At 67.9% G+C, this 19113-nt stretch carries 19 protein-coding genes; 9 read left to right on the top strand and 10 right to left on the bottom strand.

All coding sequences use genetic code 11. The features are described 5' to 3' along the window. The first annotated feature begins 89 nt into the window (after positions 1-89). Both F5544_RS22945 and F5544_RS22940 read left to right on the top strand, forming a co-directional pair. On the top strand, positions 90-1421 hold the full coding sequence (locus tag F5544_RS22945) for an MFS transporter (RefSeq protein ID WP_167475102.1): 1332 nt from the start codon (positions 90-92) through the stop codon (positions 1419-1421). Beyond that, a complete protein-coding gene (locus F5544_RS22940) occupies positions 1408-2607 on the top strand; it encodes a M20 metallopeptidase family protein (protein ID WP_167475101.1) in 1200 nt (399 codons plus the stop codon). The genes F5544_RS22945 and F5544_RS22940 overlap by 14 nt, the downstream gene beginning before the upstream one ends. Positions 2608-2622: 15 nt before the next feature. Here the strand turns inward: F5544_RS22940 and F5544_RS22935 are convergent, their stop codons facing one another. The 3 genes from F5544_RS22935 to F5544_RS22925 form a co-directional block, all read right to left on the bottom strand. Next, positions 2623-3369 carry a chitinase gene (locus F5544_RS22935; RefSeq protein ID WP_167475100.1) on the bottom strand — a complete coding sequence of 249 codons (747 nt, stop codon included), beginning with the start codon at positions 3367-3369 and terminating at the stop codon, positions 2623-2625. Positions 3370-3396: 27 nt separating this feature from the next. Continuing rightward, positions 3397-4869, bottom strand: a complete 1473-nt coding sequence (locus F5544_RS22930) for an alpha/beta fold hydrolase (protein ID WP_167475099.1) — start codon at positions 4867-4869, stop codon at positions 3397-3399. Between the two features lie 153 nt (positions 4870-5022). After that, positions 5023-6084 (bottom strand): radical SAM protein, encoded by a 1062-nt coding sequence (locus F5544_RS22925; RefSeq protein WP_167475098.1) that lies wholly within the window; start codon positions 6082-6084, stop codon positions 5023-5025. Positions 6085-6317: 233 nt separating this feature from the next. On the opposite strand from F5544_RS22925, the gene F5544_RS47110 reads away from it, so the two are divergent. From F5544_RS47110 to F5544_RS22915, 3 genes are all read left to right on the top strand, one after another. Further along, positions 6318-6449: a hypothetical protein gene (locus tag F5544_RS47110; RefSeq protein ID WP_275106960.1), complete on the top strand. Its 132-nt coding sequence runs from the start codon at positions 6318-6320 to the stop codon at positions 6447-6449. Positions 6450-6566: 117 nt separating this feature from the next. Further along, complete coding sequence (gene lanL, locus F5544_RS22920; RefSeq protein ID WP_167475097.1) at positions 6567-9203, top strand: class IV lanthionine synthetase LanL; 2637 nt, start codon at positions 6567-6569, stop codon at positions 9201-9203. A gap of 122 nt (positions 9204-9325) precedes the next feature. Beyond that, complete coding sequence (locus F5544_RS22915; RefSeq protein WP_167475096.1) at positions 9326-9565, top strand: hypothetical protein; 240 nt, start codon at positions 9326-9328, stop codon at positions 9563-9565. 16 nt (positions 9566-9581) lie between these two features. On the opposite strand, the gene F5544_RS22910 is transcribed toward F5544_RS22915, so the two are convergent. Beyond that, the gene (locus tag F5544_RS22910) at positions 9582-10385 is read right to left on the bottom strand and encodes a maleylpyruvate isomerase family mycothiol-dependent enzyme (RefSeq protein ID WP_167475095.1); all 804 of its coding nucleotides are present in this window, start codon (positions 10383-10385) and stop codon (positions 9582-9584) included. Between the two features lie 447 nt (positions 10386-10832). Between F5544_RS22910 and F5544_RS46465 the strand changes: the two genes are divergently transcribed. Beyond that, positions 10833-11075, top strand: a complete 243-nt coding sequence (locus F5544_RS46465) for a DUF1304 family protein (RefSeq protein ID WP_238846588.1) — start codon at positions 10833-10835, stop codon at positions 11073-11075. 48 nt (positions 11076-11123) lie between these two features. Here the strand turns inward: F5544_RS46465 and F5544_RS22900 are convergent, their stop codons facing one another. Beyond that, a complete protein-coding gene (locus F5544_RS22900; protein ID WP_167475094.1) occupies positions 11124-11846 on the bottom strand; it encodes a class I SAM-dependent methyltransferase in 723 nt (240 codons plus the stop codon). Positions 11847-12267: 421 nt separating this feature from the next. On the opposite strand from F5544_RS22900, the gene F5544_RS22895 reads away from it, so the two are divergent. Beyond that, the gene (locus tag F5544_RS22895; RefSeq protein ID WP_167475093.1) at positions 12268-13173 is read left to right on the top strand and encodes an NADP-dependent oxidoreductase; all 906 of its coding nucleotides are present in this window, start codon (positions 12268-12270) and stop codon (positions 13171-13173) included. A gap of 63 nt (positions 13174-13236) precedes the next feature. On the opposite strand, the gene F5544_RS22890 is transcribed toward F5544_RS22895, so the two are convergent. Together F5544_RS22890 and F5544_RS22885 are read right to left on the bottom strand one after the other, a co-directional pair. Further along, positions 13237-13695, bottom strand: a complete 459-nt coding sequence (locus F5544_RS22890; protein WP_167475092.1) for a YybH family protein — start codon at positions 13693-13695, stop codon at positions 13237-13239. A gap of 11 nt (positions 13696-13706) precedes the next feature. Continuing rightward, complete coding sequence (locus F5544_RS22885) at positions 13707-14294, bottom strand: NADPH-dependent FMN reductase (protein ID WP_167475091.1); 588 nt, start codon at positions 14292-14294, stop codon at positions 13707-13709. A gap of 419 nt (positions 14295-14713) precedes the next feature. On the opposite strand from F5544_RS22885, the gene F5544_RS22880 reads away from it, so the two are divergent. Next, positions 14714-15283 carry a helix-turn-helix domain-containing protein gene (locus F5544_RS22880; RefSeq protein ID WP_167475090.1) on the top strand — a complete coding sequence of 190 codons (570 nt, stop codon included), beginning with the start codon at positions 14714-14716 and terminating at the stop codon, positions 15281-15283. Here the strand turns inward: F5544_RS22880 and F5544_RS22875 are convergent. The 3 genes from F5544_RS22875 to F5544_RS22865 form a co-directional block, all read right to left on the bottom strand. Next, positions 15246-16448 (bottom strand): MFS transporter, encoded by a 1203-nt coding sequence (locus F5544_RS22875; RefSeq protein ID WP_238846587.1) that lies wholly within the window; start codon positions 16446-16448, stop codon positions 15246-15248. The genes F5544_RS22880 and F5544_RS22875 overlap by 38 nt on opposite strands. Before the next feature lie 99 nt (positions 16449-16547). Beyond that, positions 16548-16931, bottom strand: coding sequence for a MerR family transcriptional regulator (locus F5544_RS22870; RefSeq protein WP_167475089.1), 384 nt, complete (start codon positions 16929-16931; stop codon positions 16548-16550). An 11-nt stretch (positions 16932-16942) separates the two neighbouring features. After that, the gene (locus F5544_RS22865; RefSeq protein ID WP_203217321.1) at positions 16943-17692 is read right to left on the bottom strand and encodes an SDR family NAD(P)-dependent oxidoreductase; all 750 of its coding nucleotides are present in this window, start codon (positions 17690-17692) and stop codon (positions 16943-16945) included. A gap of 553 nt (positions 17693-18245) precedes the next feature. Here F5544_RS22865 and F5544_RS22860 point away from each other — a divergent pair. Beyond that, positions 18246-19106, top strand: a complete 861-nt coding sequence (locus tag F5544_RS22860; RefSeq protein ID WP_167475088.1) for a P1 family peptidase — start codon at positions 18246-18248, stop codon at positions 19104-19106. The last annotated feature ends 7 nt before the right edge of the window (positions 19107-19113 follow it).

Genomic DNA, 19113 nt, shown 5'->3' with positions numbered 1-19113 from the left:
CGGATGAACTTCGAACGGCACTATAGCGTTCCCGGCACCCATCGTTCACCACCGAGCCGCCGCCCGGTGCAGGGAAGAGGAACCAAGTTATGACAGCCGCGATCTCGTTCGGTGGATCCCCGGCCCCACCCGGCTCGAAGGTATCCGGAAGTCGGCGCGAACTCGCCGCCGCGACAGTCGGCGCGGTGGTCGAATCCTTCGACTGGAGCGTGTATGTGGTGTTCGCCGCGTTCTTCGCCCCCGACCTTTTCGGATCCGATTCGGTCGGTTCGATGCTGGCCGTCTACGGCGGTTTCGCCGTCGGATTCGTGGCAAGGCCCATCGGCAGCGTCGTATTCGGCCGCATCAGCGACCGTCGCGGGCGCAAGGTGGCCTTGCTGGTGAGCATGTCGATCATCGCGATGGCGAGCTTCGCCATCGCGGTCATGCCGGGCGCGGCGACGATCGGGACCTGGTCGGCGGTCCTGGTGATCGCGTTGCGGATCGTGCAGGGCCTCGCCTACGGCGGGGAGGGGCCGACCGTCGCGGCCTATGTCGCCGAGACCGCGCCGCCGCGGCGGCGCTTCCTGTTCAGCGCGATCTCCTACGGCGGCATCATGTTCGGCTCGCTGTTGGTATTCGGGGCCGTCGCGATCCTGACCGCGTGGGTCGGCGCCGACGCGCTGCGCGACGGCGGTTGGCGGGTGGCCTTCGCCGCGGGCGGACTGCTAGGCCTGCTCGCGGTGTGGGTACGGACATTCGCGCCCGAAAGCGCGGAGTTCGAACGCGGCGACCGGGCCGCGTCGCGCCGCCGCTCGTCGATCGCGTCGATATTCCGTGACCATCCGCATGCGGTGATCGCCCTGTTCCTCAACACGCTGGGCGGCACCGTCTCCTACTATTTCGCGCTTGTCTACCTCCCCAAGTACGCTGCCGCGCTCGGCGTCGCCAAGGCGGCAACGGCCACGGGGTTCATGACGATCGTGCTCGCCATCGTGCTCGTCGGGATGCTGGTCGCCGGTGCGCTCGCCGACCGCTTCGGACTGCTGCGCGTCATCCGAATCGGCTTCGGCCTCAACATGATCGGCGTATTGCCGCTGACCGTCGCCATGGCTAGCGGGCTGATTCCGTTCCAGATCGCGGCGATCGGGTTGGGACTGGGCGCGGCCACCTCCATGGCGGTGAGCAACGTGTTGGGCGCGCTGCTGATGCCCGTCGAGATCCGCGCCGTCGGCACCGGCATCGTCACGGCCACCACCATCGCCGCGTTCGGTGGCACCTTCCCCATGGTCGCCGAGGCGCTCACCGGCGCGGGTCTGACCCGGGCCGTCCCGTACTACGTGCTCGCCGCCGCGATCGCCGGCTTCGCCGGCACGTTCACCATGACCAAAGTCCGCTGTTTTACCGATAAATTGAGGGAGACCATCGATGTCCGTCCGTGACGATGCCGCAGCGATCCAGGGAGATCTTGTCCAGCTGCGCCGCGCCCTGCATCGCGAGCCCGAGCTCGGGCTGCAGCTGCCGAGAACACAGGAGAAGGTCCTCGCCGCGATCGATGGCCTCGGTCTGGAAATACATCTGGGGCAATCGCTTTCGTCGGTGACCGCGGTGCTGCGCGGTGCCCGGTCCGGGCCGGCCGTGCTGTTGCGCGGCGATATGGATGCCCTGCCGGTGACCGAGCGGACCGGCCTGGATTTCGCCGCCCCCGCGGACCGGATGCACGCCTGCGGCCACGACCTGCACACCGCGATGCTCGCCGGGGCGGCGCGGCTGCTCAGCGCGCATACCGACCGGCTCGACGGCGACGTCGTCTTCATGTTCCAACCCGGCGAGGAGGGCTACGACGGCGCCCGCCACATGGTCGCCGAGGGCGTGCTCGACGCCGCCGGAACCCGCCCGGTCGCCGCATACGCACTGCATGTGATGAGCTCGCAGATCCCCACCGGCGTTTTCACCACGCGCCGCGGCCCGCTGCTGTCCGCCTCGGATACGGTGCGCGTCACCATTCGGGGCGCCGGTGGTCACGGCTCCATGCCACATCGGGCGCTCGACCCGATTCCGGCCGCATGCGAGATGGTGCTGGCGCTGCAGACGATGGTGACCCGCGGCTTCGACATCCATGACCCGGTGGTGATCACGGTGGGGTCACTACACGCCGGCACCCAGCACAATGTGATCCCCGATGAGGCGTACTTCGAGGCGACCGTGCGGTCCTACTCGGCCGAGGCACACGCCAGAGTCAAGGATGGTTTCGTCCGCACCGTGCGCGGGCTGGCGGACGCGCACGGTCTGGACGTCGACATCGACTACATCGAGCTGTACCCGGTGACGGTCAACGATCATCGTGAAGCCGAATTCGCCGCCGGCGCCGTCACCGAACTGTTCGGCGCGGAACGCTTTGCGTGGCAGGACAATCCGGCCGCCGGTTCCGAGGACTTCAGCCGAATCCTCGGCGAGATACCCGGCGCCATGGTCTGCCTCGGCGCACCACCGGAGGGCGCCGACCCGGCGACGGCCCCGATCAACCACTCGCCGCGTGTTCAGTTCGACGAATCGGTACTCGCAGACGGCGCGGCCCTGTACGCCGACCTCGCCATCCGCCGCCTCGCGGCGCCGACCCCGGCATAGCGATGGCCAGGGCGGTCAGCAGGAGATGTTGCCCGGGCCGACGTCGGTGCCGAGCACGCCGACGAATGCCCGGTAGAGATTGATTCGGTCGTCGCGCTCGGCGGGATTTCTGCCGTCGCATTCCAGAGCGCCGTTGATGCTGCGGATTGTTTCGCCGAAACCCCGTTCGTTGACCATCGCGTCGTGCGGGGTCATCGTCCCGGCGCCCGGCTGACTGTTCCAGAACCACAGCGCGGTCTGCCAGGAGACGGCCGGGTCCCGTTCCGCCAGGTATGGGTCGTTCAGCAGCGCGAGGTTCAGGGCGTCACCGGCCGCTTTGTAGTTGAAGTTCCAGCTCAGCTGTAGTGGGCCGCGCCCGTAATAGGCACTCTGACCGGCCGGGCATCCGTACGGCTGGCTTCGATCGCAGTAGTGGCTGTAGTTGGCGGTGTTCTGCTCGACGATGTACCGCAGGCCGACGGTCTCGTGGCTCACATTGGCCAGGAAGGCCGCGGCCTCGCGCGCACGCACCGCATCGCTGCCGGTGGTGGTGAATTGCGGGTACGCGCTCAGCGAAGAGATCAGGCCCTGGTAGGTGTAGAAGGGGTTCCGGTTCGGGAACATCTGGTCGAACTGTGCCTCGCTGACCACGAACGAGTCGGTGGCGGCGGCAGGCGTCGCCGCACCGGCGACCATCAGCCCGATCATGATCGCCACGGCGTTCAGCGCGATCGCGGAACGGAACAGGGTGCGGGAGAGGGACGACCGTATTCGCTGTGTCATGACATTTGCTTCCGGATTGTGGATCGGTCAATTCGCCGAGGGAGTCACCTTGATCGGCGGGATGCTGTCGAGGCAGGATTCCGGGTCGGGGCTTGCGGTCTCGATGAATCGCGCCACGATGCCTGCCACGCACCCGCTGGGTTCCTCGTTGGGGGTGTGGCCGAGGTTGGGCACGGAAATAAAAGTGGCGTGCGGGAATTGGGCGGCGGCGCGCTTGCTGTTGGCGACGGGGGTGATCGCGTCGAGATCGCCCGCCAGGACCAGCACCGGGGCGTCGGGCAGTGCGGCGCTGTCGGCCCGGACGTGCTCCACGGCGGGCCAGCGGATGCAGACATCCCCGCCGTCGCGCTGTCCGGCATCGAATCCCTCGGCGCTGAAGGCGCCGAGGTCGATTCCCGCGACCGCCTGCCGGTATTGCTGTTCACGTTGCGGCACAGTGGCATTCGACGCCCACAGGGTGGGGTAGTCGTTACACGCCACGGCGATGTACAGGCCGATGTTTTCGTCGTCGGGTTCGGCCAGCCCGCGTTCGGCGAAATCGCGTAGCGGGCCGTCGTTTCCGCGCACGGCCTCGTGCAACGCCGCCGGGAGCATGCCCAGCGGTACGAGCGCGTTCGGATCCTGGCCCACATCGCTGGTGGCGGTCTCGAAGGTGAGATTCGCCAGTTCGCCCTCGGTGAGTACGACCGGCCGAGGGTGCGTGAGCGTGATCGGCTGGGTGCGCAACCTGGCGGCCACCGTGTGCAGGTCGGCCACCGCGGTATTTCCGTCGCAGAGCCGGCTTCGCTCGCAGATCCGTTGCAGGACAAGCGATACCGCTTCCGCATTGGGGCGCTGCAGCAGATCGAAGTCCAGCGGGTAGGCGCCGGCCAGCACGATAGAACGCACCCGATCCGGATGGCGCGCGGCATAGATCGGCATCAGATAGGTGCCGTAGGAACTCCCGTACAGCACCAGCCGGTCCGCGCCGAGCCGCGCTCGCACCGCGTCGAAATCATCGGCCGTCGCCGCCGAGGTGTAGCCCGCCGCGCGCGGACCGAGCTTGTCGGCGCAGGTGGCGACCGCGTCCCGCTGCTGTTCGCGAGAGCCGAGATTGAAGTCGGCGGTGGAAACACCGCAATCCACCGCCGACGACACTCCGGTGCCGCGCGGGTCGATGAGCAGCAGGTCGTAGCGGTCGAGCAGACCGGAGACCCGCTGAACCCACTCGCCGGATTCGGCGATCACCGGCACACCCGGACCGCCCGGATTGGGCACGATGGTGCCCGCGGCGGCTCCGGCTCCGGTGTGCCGCACCACCGCGTAGCCCACATCGGTCGTGCCGAGGTCGCGCCGCGACTCGACCAGGTTCCGGGTCACCACATCGCAATCCACGTGATGGCCCGGCACCGCGGGACACCAGGGCCGCGCCTCGGGCGCCCGGCTCTCGCATGCGGTGAGCCAGGTGATCAGTACCGCCGTCACCACGACGACGGCCGAAGACCTTATCCCGCTTCGCATCCGGAATCCTTTCGGACAACTGCCCCGAGGGAAGTATCCGCCGCCGGGCGGGCGGTGCGCTCGATCCCCAGTGCACTGGGGCCGCATGTTCCGCTGTGCGAAGCCGCGTGCCGCACCGAGACAGCGGCTATGGATCCGCGAACGATGAACGATTCACCGAAGGGGTGTCCGGAGGTGGGGTTGCGCCGGGAAAACCGGTCGGCGATCGATCCTGGCGCGATCGGCCGCATCACCGAAGTGATAGTCGATGCGTCTGGCGGCCGCCGCCCAGTCTCGCGTGGTGCGGACCGGAGCGAGCGTCCGCACCACGAACGGATCGGTCCATCTGTCGACCGCTCGGCGCCAGAGCGTCATCGGCGGTTCCTCCAGAATGCTGCCGACCGTACCTTCGTAGATCGGCATCGCGTGCACTCCGCCGTCCGGCCTGACGTGCATGATCGGCATGATGCGCCCGGCGGCGACGTCGTCGGGGTGGATCATGTCCCGCCAGTGGTCTTCGACCCTGATGTCCAACCCCGCGGGTGCGAGATCCCGTAGCCGCTCCAGGTACTCCGGGCTGGTGAGACGGCGGGATTCGGCGTCGTCGAGCAGTTCGTGCTCGACGAAGCCCGCGCGGTTGGCGAGTCCGGCGGGCATGGTGATCGTGTAGACCAGATGCGCGAGTTCGGGGAAGCGTGGGGCGATGGCCGTGCAGAAATCTTCCACCTGCGCCAGATTGCTGCGCATGATGGAAACCTCGATCCCGATGGTGGCGGGCGAAGCGCCGTCGGTCTTCAGTCGGCGCGAGGCCCGGTCCAGGAATTCCAACGCGGCCATTGCCCGTTCGAACGCCGGCCTGCGCCCCCTGATCCGGTCGTGCACCTCAGCGGTGGCGCCGTCCAAACTCACCGCGACGGTGCGGAATTGCCGCAGCAGCTGCTCGGCCTTCGGCGGATCCACGAGTGCGCCGCTGGTGTACAGGATGACCGCGATGCCCGCCGCCGAGAAACGTTCGGCGACCTCCGAAAGGCCGTCCACCAGTAGCGGTTCACCGCCGGCGATCGCGATTTCGGTTGGGTGAAGCGAGATGAACGCATCGGTCATCCGAAGCAGCCGATCACGCGTCGGGTGCATGGCCGGTCGTCTGCCGGATTCGGAGTAACAGTGCATGCACCGCAGCGGGCACGCGTAGGTGATATCCCAGATTATCCCGACCGGACCATCGGCAGCGATCATCGAAAAACCCCTTCCGCCAGGGTAATTGGGTTCGATTCAGGCACCGTAACAACGCCGGAGCCCAGCACCGGGCGGCCGGTCCGCTGAGCGGACCGGTATGGCGCGATCGGTACCGCCGCGCCGAACACTGGAGCCATGCCCGGCAATCCGGCCGGTCGTTGTCGGGTCGATGAGACCCGATTCGCCAGTGAGACAGGCGAATAGCCTTCTCGACACCATATGAGGAAATGACGATGGAATCTGAGACCAAGATGGTGAGCACCGAAGTGGCCGCGCTGCAGACACTTCCGGAACGTGATCACGGTGTCGGCACCGTCATCTGGCCCGACCCCACCTGGGGCTCGGCCTGCCACGCCAAGGACTGATGTAGGCCGAGCTCGGCTCCGAGCGGTGGGGAGCGGTTCGAAGGTGCATCCGTCGCATCGGATCTCCCCACCGCGATCACCGAAATCCGTCCAGCGCAGTCGAATCGAGTTGAACCCGTGGCCGATACCTCACCCGTCGATCCGATCGTGCGATCACCGCTCGTCGATCTGGCCGTGAATCATCTTTCGAGACAGTCCGATTGGCGACTGTGGACCGATGATTTCTGGTGCCACCTCGATCCGGATCGCTACCGCAGGCCGCGTCAGGGCTGGAAACTCCATATCTCGGCGACGACCGGTTCGGCTGTCGCGGTGCTGGACCGCGTGCTCGGCGTCGTGCTCGACGCGGGCTGCATCTGTAAGTTCGCGGCCTCGCTCGACGGTGTCCGGAAGCTGAATTCGGCCGATTATCCGCGCGGCGGCGCGGGCAAGTTCATCACGATCTATCCGGCCGATGACGATCAGCTCAGAGCCCTGGCGGCGCGACTGCACGAGGTCACCGCCGGATTCGCCGGGCCGACGATTCTGTCCGACCGCCCCTACGCCGCGGGCAGTCTGGTCCACTACCGATACGGGGCGTTCGTCGCCGAAGAGACGCTCGGCAGCGACGGTGGCTACCTCGCGGTGGTCACCGCGCCGGACGCCAGCTTGGTCGAGGACAGGCGGGACGCGTGGTTCGCTCCGCCGCCCTGGGCGCTCGACCCGTTCGAGCCGACTCGACCGTCCGGCGGCATGGTCGAGTGCGTACTGCTCGCGAACCGATTCGAGGTGCGTCGGGCGATAGCGCACGCCAACAAGGGCGGTGTCTTCGAGGCGACCGACCGCTTGACCGGCGCCGAGGTGATCATCAAACAGGCGAGGGCCGGGGTCGGTGACGGGCCGCACGGCTGGAATGTGCAGGATGCCAGGCGTAATGAGGCGCGGATGCTCGAGCTGCTCGCCCATTCGGGTGTGACGCCGCGCCTGCACGCGTTATTCGAGCAGGAGGGCGATCTGTTCCTGGTCGAGGAGTTGATCGCGGGCACAACGCTATTCGAATGGCGCCGCCGTCAGTACGGCGTGCCGGACTGGCGAGCCATCGCGCTGCGGCTTACCGCGGCCATCGCCGCGGTGCACGCGGAAAATGTTGTACTGAGCGATCTTTCGGCCTCGAATGTGATGGTCCGCCCGGACGGCACAGTGGTCCTGATCGATCTCGAATTCGCCCGCGGGCCCGGTGACACGCCGATGTCCGGCTGGACGCCGGATTGCGCCGCACCGGAACAGGTTTCGGGCGCCCCGGCCAGCCCGGCGGCGGATATGCATGCGCTCGGCGCCATCTTCTTCCTGCTCTGTACCGGTGCCAAACCCGGTCTCGCGCCCGATGATTCGCCCGGCCGAAGTAACCGGGAACGGCTCGCCCTGCTGCTCGAGGCGGCTGCCGAAACCGACGGTGATATCGCCGCGGCCGCGCCGTTGCTGCTCGGTCTGCTCGACGACGACCCGACGGCGCGCTGGTCCCTCGATCGGGTTCGCGCCTTCTTGACCACCGACAACCCCCGCCCGAACACCCGTCGCCGCCGGTCGACCGGCGGCGATCGCCTGTTGGCCGACGGCATCGACTACCTGCTCGGTTCGATCACCCCCGACGACCCGGAGCGGTTGGCGCCGACGAGCAACGGCGGTCGGCGAAACGATCCGTGCAATCTCTACAACGGCGCGGCCGGGGTGCTCGGCACGCTGACCCGGATCACCGAGGCCGGTGACGACCGGGGCAGGGTCGCGTTGCGGCTTGTCGCCGATTGGATCGTGCGCAGACTCGGGGCGCAGCGTAATCCGTTGCCCGGCTTGTACATCGGCCGTTCGGGCACCGCCGTCGCGCTGTGCGCGGCGGGCCGAGTGCTGGGTGCCGAGGATCTCGTGCATGCGGGCGTGGAGCTGTTCGCCCAGGTCCCGCCGGACGGGCCGAGTCCGGACATCACCCACGGCCTGGCCGGGGCGGGCTGCGCGGCACTGCTGCTCTGGACCTCGACCGGATCACCGATATTCCGCGACCGTGCGGCGGAATACGCCGCGCGGCTAGCCGAGCGGGCCGAATACCGGGACGGTGCACTCGGCTGGCCGGTCCCGAACGAATTCGGTTCGCGTTACGCGGGATTCGTCGACTACGGGTTCGCGCACGGTACGGCCGGCATCGGGGCCTTCCTGCTCGCCGCGGGTACCCGACTGGATCGGCCGGACTGGGTCCGGTTGGCCGCCGAGGCGGCCGAAACCCTGGGTACGGTCGGCGTCGACACCGAGGTGGGCGCGCTGTGGCCGATCGGACCGCGCGACCGGACCCGGCTGCTCGACCATTGGTGCAGCGGATCGGCCGGCATCGGCGCCTTCCTGCTGCGGTACTGGCAATGCACCGGCGACCAGCAGGCCCTGCACTGGGCCGAGCGGGCGGCCGACGCCGTGTGGGCCCGTCGCTGGATGGCCGGATCCACGATGTGCCACGGACTCGCGGGCAGCGGTGAACTACTCCTGGACATGTACGCGGCCACCGGCGACCACCACTACCGCGAACGAGCCGAAGATATCGCCGCGGCGCTGGCGGCGCGCGCCGGAATACACGGCGGCCGCCTACTCGCCGCCGACGAGACGACAACGGCCTATGGCGCGGATTACGCTGTCGGCGTTGCGGGTTGGGTCGATTTCCTGCTCCGGCTCGAACACGGCGGCCCCCGCCCATGGATAGCCGAACCGTGCTACGGGACTCGGTGCGAAATCTGACGGCACTACGCGAATCAACCCCTCCAGGTCGGCGAGCGATCCCGGTACTCGGCCATTGGACTCTGCGGCTCAATTCCATAGTGGCCGTGGGAATTTGGGGTGCGGGCTCGGCCACTGGACGGGTGTCCGCTCATCCCCCCGATGTCGCGAGGGTGGTGCTCGGCGGCTGCTACCGAACGTTTTTCGACGACTTCGCTCCCGGCGTGCGCGCCGAACTCGACACCGGCGTCCTCGCCGCAGCCGGGTCACACTCGCCGCTGGAGCGCGACCGGTCGCCCGCGGCGCTCATCACCCGCGACTGCCTCGAACCGGAACTCCTACTGGCCCTTGGTGCGAACGGCGATCGGTGGACGATCAGGTGATGCGATACGCCGCCGCTCAGCCGGCGACGTGGGCGGTGTTGTCGAGCCAGTGCTGGGCGAGGTCGATGTCGCCGTCGACACCGATGCCGGTGGCTGCACGGTCGGTGAGCGGGAGTCGTCGGGTCAAGGTCAGCAGCAGCGATCGGGCAGGGCCGCTCACCGTCACATCGGCGGGCCGGGTTCCGGGCTGCCACCTCGCCCCGTCGGGCCGCCGTTCGACGTTCCACGCGGCCGCCTCGTCGGCGATGTCGGTGGCCGTCCACCGCAGCCGCTGCCCGGTGCCCCGGATGGCGTTGGCCGACTCGGGCCGCTGCATCTCCCACGTGGGGGCGGTCAGCATCGCGAAGTGGTTGCTGATGAGCGCGGCCGCGATGTCGGGGTCTATGTCGGCGGGCCGGTGCGCCGCGTCGGCGGCGTCGAAGCCGTGCACGACCGCCTCGTTGAGCATGCTGGACAGCCAGAATCGAGTCCCGGACCGTCCGTCGGCGGCGGGGTTGAACACCGGTGCGTCGAGCGCGTCATCGGAGCACGCGCTCGTGACTCGCCGCGCGGACTCCGACAGCCACGCCTGCCATTCGCGCGGGTCGGCGGGCATCACGGCCAGCTGCGTCGGCAGTTGTGCGGGGTCGGTGATGCGCCGCTCGACGATTTCCGCGACCCAGTGCTGGGTTCGGCCCACGTGCTCGACCAGCTCGGTGATGGTCCATTTCGGGGTCGTCGGCACGGCGGCGTCAGGTCCGGCCGCGGCGGCTGATTCCGCCAGACGTCGGGTGTGCTCGACGATCGCTCGCCGGGCGCGTTCGGCGTTCAGCTCGGTCATCGGATGGTCCTTTCGTGTGTTCGTCGCGATGGTTATGACCGGCCGCGCCGGTCGAATTCATCGGTGTCGCGCCAACTTTCGCATCCGTGGACGCCCACGTCGCGACGCATCCGGCACGCCGAGTGAGTGACTTCGTTTGTGCGGCTTTTGGTGCGGCCGTCCACTCGATCTCCGAGCACCAGCGTGGCGTCCTCCGGCGCGATCGCGAACCGGCCTATCCTGCTGCTGGACCGAGGCCGTCGATGAATCCGCGTTGCGGAGCGAAGTTCGCGGTTCGCCCGGCTCGTCGTTCGTCGGAGGGAGTGCGTGTGCTCGCGATTGTGCAGGTGCTCGCCGCGGCCGCGGCGCTGGTGCACCTCGTCATCTTCGTACTGGAATCGGTGCGTTTCGCGGATCCGAAGGTTCATGAACAGACGTTCCGGGTAGCGGCGGGCCGACCTGCCCGCGGTGCGGAAATGGGCCTTCAATCAGGGCTTCTATAACCTGTTTCTGGCCATCGGCACACTGGTGGGCGTCGTGCTGGTGCGATCGGCGCCCGCGGCGGGCTGGGCGCTCGTCGTGATGGGGTGCGGGTCGATGCTCGCCGCCGCCGTGGTGCTCGTCGCCGGTGACCGCCACTTCGTTCGGGCCGCGGCGATCCAGGGCGTATTTCCCCTTCTGACACTGCTCGCCGCGTTGGCCGAACGGTGAGGGCCGCGGCGAGCTCGTGATGCGCCGACCGGCCGTTGTGGGTCGCCGCTAGGTGACGCGTGCCCAGGCGAGCATGCCGCGTTTGGTCACAGTGAGCGGTGGGGTGATGGCTCGCGCGGCGGCGCGTGCTTGCGGATCTGTCGCACCGCGACCACGTAGATACAGGGTCAGCGCGTCACGGTCGGGCAGGCGAAGCAGGGGCGCATCCCAGCGGTCGACCTCGACGACATCGAATACCCGCGCCAGGATATCGGCGCCGTTTTCGGCGTCGAAGCTCAGTGGCAGACCCCAGCGCGGTGTCACCGTAGCCAATTCGGGATCGTTATAGCGGCTGGGGACGCTGACCGCCAACAGGCCACCAGGGCGCACAACTCGCTGGGCCTCGCGCAACGCGATCAGCGGATCGGGTAGGTGATAGAGCATCCACAGCATGGCCGCCCCGTCGAATGTGTTGTCGCGGAACGGTAATCGGTACGCGTCCGCGATCACGACCGGCTTCGGCGCCTTCGCGCTGTAACGGGCGCGGTCGACGACCACCGAAGCTATCGCGTGACCGTTCAGCAGGCGTGCCAACTCCCCGTTGCCCCCGCCGATATCGGCGACCAATCGCATGCGCTCCGCGGCGAATCTGTCGGCCACGTCCGCATGGACGTTGTGCCTGGACAGAAACCGTTGTGTCGCACGTTGATTGGCGGCGAAACGCCCCGGATCGTCGTCGTAGTCGCCGACCAGCGCCTGCCCTGTGTCGTCTGTCCCGCGTTGCCCGTGCACAGAGCGAGTGTGTCGCGTCATCTCGCCCCGGTCGAACTAATTTCGAATACATCACACCGAATTCGCGCGCGAAGCGGCGAACTCCGTTGCGGGAGGGCCAAATTCAGCGGAACGCCGACGGCCCGGTCCGCGGGCAGCCTCGCGGTTCGGTCCCGCCCACCTGCCAGCTCGAGTCGGTCGCGGGGATGGCCTCGACGGCCCGGTCGAGGTGAGCAGCCCGGTAGTCGCTTCGGCGGAGTAACCGCAGGCCTGCGCCGGGTGCGCACCGACCGCGGTGGCACCCTGCCCGATGAGCACGCCCTTCGCGGTCCCGCTGTCGCCGCCCGCGTCGGCCAGCGCGGTAGCGCGTCGAATCCGGGGAATAAGGGCCGAAACCGGCGAGGTTGGCGGTGTTGACCATCGAGTAGCAGGAGGTAGGCGTATGCGTGCGGTTCGGATCGATCGGTTCGGTGACGTGGGTTCACTGCGGGTCGACGAGGTCCCCGATAGCGAGGCCGGTCCCGGCGAGGTCCTGATCGCAGCTGTCGCGTCCAGCATCAACCCGGTCGATGACAAGACGCGCGAGGGTGCGATCGGGGAGGGAACACCGCCCTTGCCAATGACACTGGGCTGGGATCTGGCCGGCATCGTGATCGACGGCGGCACAAGCGATCTGCGGCCCGGACAGCGGGTGTTCGCGATGTCGCATCAACTCGGAACCGGCACGGGAACCTGGGCCGATCTGGTCGCGCTACCGGCCGATTCGGTCGCCCCCGCGCCGAAATCGATCACCGCCGCCGAGGCCGCCGCGCTGCCGCTGATCGGTCTGACCGCATTGCAGACATTGGATTGGCTGGCGGTCTCGGCCGGGGACCGCCTCCTCGTCACCGGCGCCGCGGGTGCGGTCGGCGCGGTGGCGCTGCAACTCGCGCATGCGCGTGGCGCCCAGGTCGACGCGCTGGTTTCGCGAGAAAGCCAGCTCGACGTCGTCCGGTCCATCGGTGCGAAGTTCGCCACCACCGAGCCCGCCGCGCTGCGGGCCGGCGGCTACGACGCCGTATTCGACACCTTCGGTGCGTTCGTCACCGATGCGGTGGCCGACGGCGGCCGCTACGCCTCTATCGCGACACAGGCCGGGCCCGTCCCGGACCTGTCCGCGCGCAACGTCCGCACCACCGTCAACCAGGTCCGCGAGGACGGCGCCGGCCTGCGCGAACTGGCCAGGCACGTCGATGACGGACTGCTCGGCGTCCGCGTCGATTCCACCTTCGGAATCCATCGAATCCACGCTGCCCATGAACGTTTCGCGCGAGCCGACCGCAAAGGCAAAGTCGTCGTGACCTTCTGAGCGCGTCCGGGGCCCCGATATGCCTTGGCGCGCGGCGCGTTTCGGTCTGCTCGGGCCGAACCGTCAGGGTTCGAGCTCGACCATGCCCTTGCCGCTGAGGATGTCCAGCGGCACCGAGACCTGGTCGTGGGCGATCAACCAGGCGCCGTCGATCTTGCGCATGCCGTAGGTGACCCGGACCCACATTCCGTGCGGTGTCACCCCGCTCGGCAGCGTGCCGCGCAGGCGGGCGAAGGCGTGCCCGAAGGCCACATCGCCGCCCACGGTGAAGGTCAGATCGCGGATCTCGTAGGTCACGGTCTCGAAGAACCGGAACACCCGCGCCCAGTTCTCGAGTTTCGCCGCGATCCCGGCATGCTGGAGCGGCGGCTCGATATCGAAAGATACGACGTCGGTCGTGTACACCTGCCGAATGGCCTCGAGGTCCTTGGCGCCCAATGCTTCGACGAGCTTGTCGATCTGCCCGCGGATCTCGATTTCATCGCGGTCGGCTCGAGCTTGAAAGTCGTTGAGTGCATTCATGATTCGTTTCCTCAGGAATGGGCGAGGGTGGCGGATTCGGCGGCGGCGCGCAGGGGTGCCAGCGCGGTGCTCCAGCCGATCAGCTGATCCAGTGTTTTGCCAAGGGCGGCGACATGGTGGTCGCGTGGTGTGAAGGTGGTGTTGTTCTCGAAATCGGTGAGCACCGAGATCGAGACCTGATAGCCCACGTCGGCCATGCCGAGCGTGCTGCAGACCGTCCGCAGCTGCACGACCGCGCGGGCTCCGCCGTTGACGCCGTAGGAGACGAATCCGACTGACTTGTTCGTCCATTCGGCGAACAGATGGTCGAGGGCGTTCTTCAGCACTCCGGGCATGCCGCCGTTGTATTCCGGTGTCACCACCACGAAGCCGTCGAACGGTGCGATCCGCTCGGCCCAGGCGCGAGTGTCGGCGTGGACCGAGGGACCGAACATCGGCGGCATCGGCTCGTCCAGGTGCGGGAGGGGGTGGTCGCGCAGGTCGATCAGTTCGAATTCGGCGTCGTCGCGCTGTGCCGCCGTGTCCAGGACCCACCGGGCGATCTGCGCGCCCTTGCGATTGGGGCGGGTGCTGCCGAGGATGATGCCGATTCTGGTCATTTCCGAAAACTCCTGTCCAGCTTTGTGCGAATGCTCCGACCTTCCGACGACGCAGCGGTCCGGAATGTCAGGGCGTCACGAGGAATAGTCGGCCAACTGGCAGAGGTTCGCCTGAAAGTGAGCGAACCGATCGGCACCATTGCCGAAGACCGTGTCTCGATGGGTCCGGCCGACTCTGTCGCGTCGAGTCTCGACGCTGTGCTGGAACGCCTGAGTTGGCACTTTGTCGATCGTGAAGCGATCGATCTATCCGCCTGCGATCGGATCTTCGTGCCGCGCGCCGCGCCAGTGGCGTTGCTGGTGAATACCGGGCTGGTCCGGGTTGAGACCATCGGCGGGTCGCAGGACTTGGCTCCTGGCGACTTCCTGTTCATCTCGCAGGGAAAGGGCTCAGTCTGGTCGGGCTGTCCACGGCGGATGTGCTGCGGGTCGGGCTCGCCTCGGCGGGCAGCGACACCACCGGGACCGTTTTGCCGGAGACGATGCTGGTCACCGGCTTCGCGAACGATCAACCGACGGTTACCGCGATGCTGCGCGACCTGGTCAGCGAATGCGAGCGCCCGCACGGTGTGGTTGGCAATCGAATTGTGACGCTGCTCGCCTCCATCGCGGTGTCGTCCTGGCATGCCCGCGGTTGCGCACCGCACCAGTGGCTGATGCAGGTGAACGATCCCGACCTGGCCAAGGCGGTCGCGGCTATCCGGGGGGCTCCGGGCCGGGAGTGGACAGTCGAGGAGTTGGCCCGGATCGCGCTGGCCTCGCGGACCAGTTTCGCCGCCCGCTTCCGGACCGCCACCGGTCAGACGCCCGGTCGCTATCTGGCGAGCGTCCGAATCGAACACGCGAAGCGACAGCTGGCCAGCTCCGACCTGTCGATCGGCGCGATCGGCCACCGGCTCGGTTACGGCTCCCAGACCGCCTTTGGCCGGGCGTTCCGCCGGCATACCGGACTCACGCCGACTCAGTGGCGGCAGCGTCGGCTCGGTTGAGCGAAACCCAGAGCAGGACGCCCCCGGCGATGGCGGCGGCCGCGGCGACGAGGTAGGTCGGGGCAAGCCCGATGCCGTCCACGCCCACCCCGCCGATCGCGGAGCCGAGGATGATCGCGGTCTGGAAACCCGCCACCAGCAGCCCGCCAGCGACCTCGACCCGATCGGGCAGGGCCCGGGTCACCCACAGCTGGGCGACGTTGAGGATGCCGCCGAACGCCGCGCCCCACACCACGGCGGCCACGTACCCGAGAACTGGTATCCCAGCGGCGACGCCGGCGATGCCCAGCCCGATGACGGCGGGTACGACGACCAGCAACCCACGCAGCCAGCGATCGACCAGGGCTCCGATGACAAAGTTGCCGATCAATCCGCCAACTCCGAACAATGCCAGCAGGATCGCGACTACCCCCGACTCGGCATCGAGCCGTTCAGCCAGAGCCGGCCGGATGTAGGTGAACCCGGCGAAGTGCCCGCCGATGACAGCGACGACGCTGATCAACCCGAGCGCCACACCCCGGGCGCGCAACGCTGCTCCCATCGCCGCCCAGCTGATGCCCGGCGTAGGCGTGATGGGTGGCAGTGCCACCCGGACAGCAACGGTCGCGACGACGGTCAGCACCGCGGCGACGCCGAAGACGATTCGCCACCCGGCACTGTTGCTCAGGAGAACTCCGGCCGGGACCCCGGCCACCGTGGCCACCGTGGTGCCGGCATTGACGATCATCATCGCCCGCCCGACCCGCTCGGCCGGCACCAGCTGAGTCGCGATTACCAGCGACATCGACCAGAACCCTCCGATCGCCGATCCGAGCAGCAACCGCGCCACCAGTAGCACCGCGAGGTTCGGCGCCAGCGCCACAGCAACATTCGAGACCACGGCGAGCAGGGTCAACGCCAACAACAGAGAGCGCCGATCCTGCCGGGGAAACACCGCGCTCAACCCCACGGCCGCCAGCAAGGCGGTGAAGGCGGTGGCGCTGACCGACAGCCCGACCACACCCTCGGTGGCCCCGAGATCGGATGCTATGAGCGTCAGCACACCAGGTGGCAGGAACTCGGCGGTCACCAGCGAAAAGCTGCCCAGGAACATAGTGAGCAGCGCGGGCCACGCCCGATGGGTCTGCGGTGGTGTGCGCCTCGTGCCGATCATGATGTTGGTCATGCTCGAATCCAACGTCGCAGGACCGAGCCGAAGGCAACCGAAAAGCCGGAGGATTCGATCCGAACGCCAATTGACCTCGCGTATCCGCGTTTTGGGCGATCAGCCCGCCTTGCTCACGGGGCCGGTAACCGGGCCCGAGGTGACCGCGGCGAGTAGCGCGGCGAGTCGGTCGCGGGTTTCGGTGAGCTCGTCGAGGGTGGACTGCACGGCGGACAGTTTGCGGGCGATCGGCTCGGCACTGTCCGGGCATACGGGATCGAGCACGATCTCCGATTCCAGGCAGGGTAGAAATTCGACGATTTCCTCGGCGGTGAATCCGACCGACAGGAGTCGGCGAATGTTGTCCACTCGGCGTACCGCACGCTCGTCGTAGTCCCGATACCCATTCGCCGTGCGCCGGTCGGGCAGCAGCCCGTGCGCCTCGTAATACCGAAGGGCGCGGCGGGTCACCCCTGCCCGCTCGGCAAGCTCACCGATCCGCATTCCGCCTCGCCTCATACCGCGCTCAAACCGCCGTCCACCCGGATGACCTGGCCGGTCAGATATCCGGCTTCGGGGCGGGCCACGGCCACGAGCCACCAGGCTATCTCGTCCGGTTCGGCCGCCCTGGCCAGCGGTATGCGGCTGAGGTACTGCAGGGCCGAGTCCACTTGTTCCGGTGTCAGGCCCGCGTTGGTGAGGATGGGTGTCCGGGTGATGCCGGGCGCGATCGACACGACGCGGACGCCGCGGTCGGCCAGTTCCAGCGCCCATGTCTTGGTGAGGAAGTCCATCGCCACCTTGGTCGCTCCGTACACCGAGGAGCCGGGCCAGCCCCGGTGCGGTGAGTTCGAGGTGACGTTGATGATCGTCCCGCCGGTCCCGATGTGCGGTAGCGCTGATTGTGTCAGGAACAGTGGTCCGGCGAGATTGGTGGCGAACTGTCGTTCGGCAGCCTCCGGATCGATCTCACCGAGGTCGGCGGGCCGGGTGATCGCCGCGTTGTTCACCAGCACATCGATCCGGCCGAACTCCCGCACTGCCGCGTCCACGATCGCGGTACGGCCTTCGGCCGTAGCGACGTCGGCCACTACGAAACGCACGTCGGTGCCATCGGTTGTCTCTTTCAAGGTGGCCTCGGTACGCCCGGTCACCAACACATCCGCACCCGCAGCGGCGAATTGGTGTGCCGCTGCCCGCCCGATCCCGGTGCCGCCACCCGTGATCACCACCGCGCGTCCCTGGAGTGAAGTCGATTCGCTCATACCAGGACGCTAAACCTTGACCCCAGGGTGAAGGTCAAGTCGGCGATCGCAGCGCAAGACGAGCACTCCCGGGACCGATTCCCCGTCGCGCAGAACGTCTTTCGCGCTGACCGAACCGGCAGCGCGAGGCGAAAAGCGGGCTACCGGGGCCGCGCTGGCTCTTGCCGAAGGTGGCTACGCCGACCTGGAGACGGTCGACGAGATCTGGCGTATGGGCACCGCCGCAGCGTTGGGTCTCGCGGTTGCGCCCTCGGGATCGCGATGAGGTCCTGGCCGATCGACGGCGGCATCCGGCTCGGCAAGATTCCGGTGCGATGTGCCGATCTCCCCCCTCGTGCGAGATAGGAGCATCGCACCGGAATCTTGCCCCGAGGCGCCCCGGCTCTCACGCCCATGGGATGAGTCTAAAAGGCGCAGATGGGCATGTCAACGCATATGTGGGCATAGATGTGCATTTATTTGAAGCGATGCGCATAATCCGGCCTTTGATCTTGTCGAAATGGGTAAGCTGTCGCAGGATCAGCGGGTGCCGGTAGGCGGATCGGAGCGGGACATGACAATCGGGGTCGTTGGAGTGCGTGTCGGTCATTGGACGGATTCGGTCGGCGAGACGGGATGCACCGTGCTGATGCTGCCGGACGGGTCGACGGCCTCCTGCGAGGTGCGTGGCGGCGCACCGGCCAGCCGGGAACTGGACGCGCTCGCACCGGACAAGGTCGTTTCCTCGGTGGATGCCATTGTGCTGACCGGTGGTTCGGCCTTCGGGCTCGCCGCGGCGGACGGAGTGATGCGATACCTCGAGGAGCGGGGGAGGGGAGTTCCCACCCCCGGTGGCAAGGTCCCCATCGTTCCGACGCTGGCGTTGTTCGACCTGTGCGCGGGCGACTCCGCCGCGCGTCCGACCGCCGAACACGGATACACCGCCGCGGCGGCAAGTCTCGGCGAACAGGTCCTGCACGGCCGCGTCGGCGCGGGTGCCGGTGCGTATGTCGCCCATTGGCGCGGCCCGCGGCGGCGTCCCGGCGGAATCGGTTACGCCGAACAGCGTTTGGGCGATGTGGTCGTGGGCGCCCTATGCGTGGTCAACGCTTTCGGCGATATAGACGACGGCGCCGCCAGTGTCTCACTGGAAGCGGTGGAGCAGCTCGAGCAGCTGCGCGAGTTCGCGGGCGCGCGCACCCATACCACCATCGGCGCCGTGGTGACCAACGCCCGGCTGACCAAGGTGGGCTGCCGCATCGTCGCCCAGGGCGCCCACGACGGTCTCGCCCGCGCGCTCACGCCGCCGCATACTCGTTTCGACGGCGACGGATTCATCGCCGCCGCGACGGGTGAGGTCGAGTCCGATGTCGACACCGTCCGGCTGATGGCCCTGGCCTCGGTCACCGAGGCGATCCGATCGGTAGCGCGGTGACGGACGT

It is taken from the genome of Nocardia arthritidis, assembly GCF_011801145.1.
In the GTDB taxonomy this organism is placed as follows: Bacteria; Actinomycetota; Actinomycetes; order Mycobacteriales; family Mycobacteriaceae; genus Nocardia; species Nocardia arthritidis_A.
This window is presented reverse-complemented; position numbering and strand designations above follow the sequence as displayed.

Coding starts and splice junctions, on each gene's coding strand:
- F5544_RS22945 (WP_167475102.1), top strand. CDS start 90: ATGACAGCCGCGATCTCGTTCGGTGGATCCCCGGCCCCACCCGGCTCG.
- F5544_RS22940 (WP_167475101.1), top strand. CDS start 1,408: ATGTCCGTCCGTGACGATGCCGCAGCGATCCAGGGAGATCTTGTCCAG.
- F5544_RS22935 (WP_167475100.1), bottom strand. CDS start 3,369: ATGACACAGCGAATACGGTCGTCCCTCTCCCGCACCCTGTTCCGTTCC.
- F5544_RS22930 (WP_167475099.1), bottom strand. CDS start 4,869: ATGCGAAGCGGGATAAGGTCTTCGGCCGTCGTCGTGGTGACGGCGGTA.
- F5544_RS22925 (WP_167475098.1), bottom strand. CDS start 6,084: ATGATCGCTGCCGATGGTCCGGTCGGGATAATCTGGGATATCACCTAC.
- F5544_RS47110 (WP_275106960.1), top strand. CDS start 6,318: ATGGAATCTGAGACCAAGATGGTGAGCACCGAAGTGGCCGCGCTGCAG.
- F5544_RS22910 (WP_167475095.1), bottom strand. CDS start 10,385: ATGACCGAGCTGAACGCCGAACGCGCCCGGCGAGCGATCGTCGAGCAC.
- F5544_RS22895 (WP_167475093.1), top strand. CDS start 12,268: ATGCGTGCGGTTCGGATCGATCGGTTCGGTGACGTGGGTTCACTGCGG.
- F5544_RS22890 (WP_167475092.1), bottom strand. CDS start 13,695: ATGAATGCACTCAACGACTTTCAAGCTCGAGCCGACCGCGATGAAATC.
- F5544_RS22885 (WP_167475091.1), bottom strand. CDS start 14,294: ATGACCAGAATCGGCATCATCCTCGGCAGCACCCGCCCCAATCGCAAG.
- F5544_RS22875 (WP_238846587.1), bottom strand. CDS start 16,448: ATGACCAACATCATGATCGGCACGAGGCGCACACCACCGCAGACCCAT.
- F5544_RS22870 (WP_167475089.1), bottom strand. CDS start 16,931: ATGCGGATCGGTGAGCTTGCCGAGCGGGCAGGGGTGACCCGCCGCGCC.
- F5544_RS22865 (WP_203217321.1), bottom strand. CDS start 17,692: ATGAGCGAATCGACTTCACTCCAGGGACGCGCGGTGGTGATCACGGGT.
- F5544_RS22860 (WP_167475088.1), top strand. CDS start 18,246: ATGACAATCGGGGTCGTTGGAGTGCGTGTCGGTCATTGGACGGATTCG.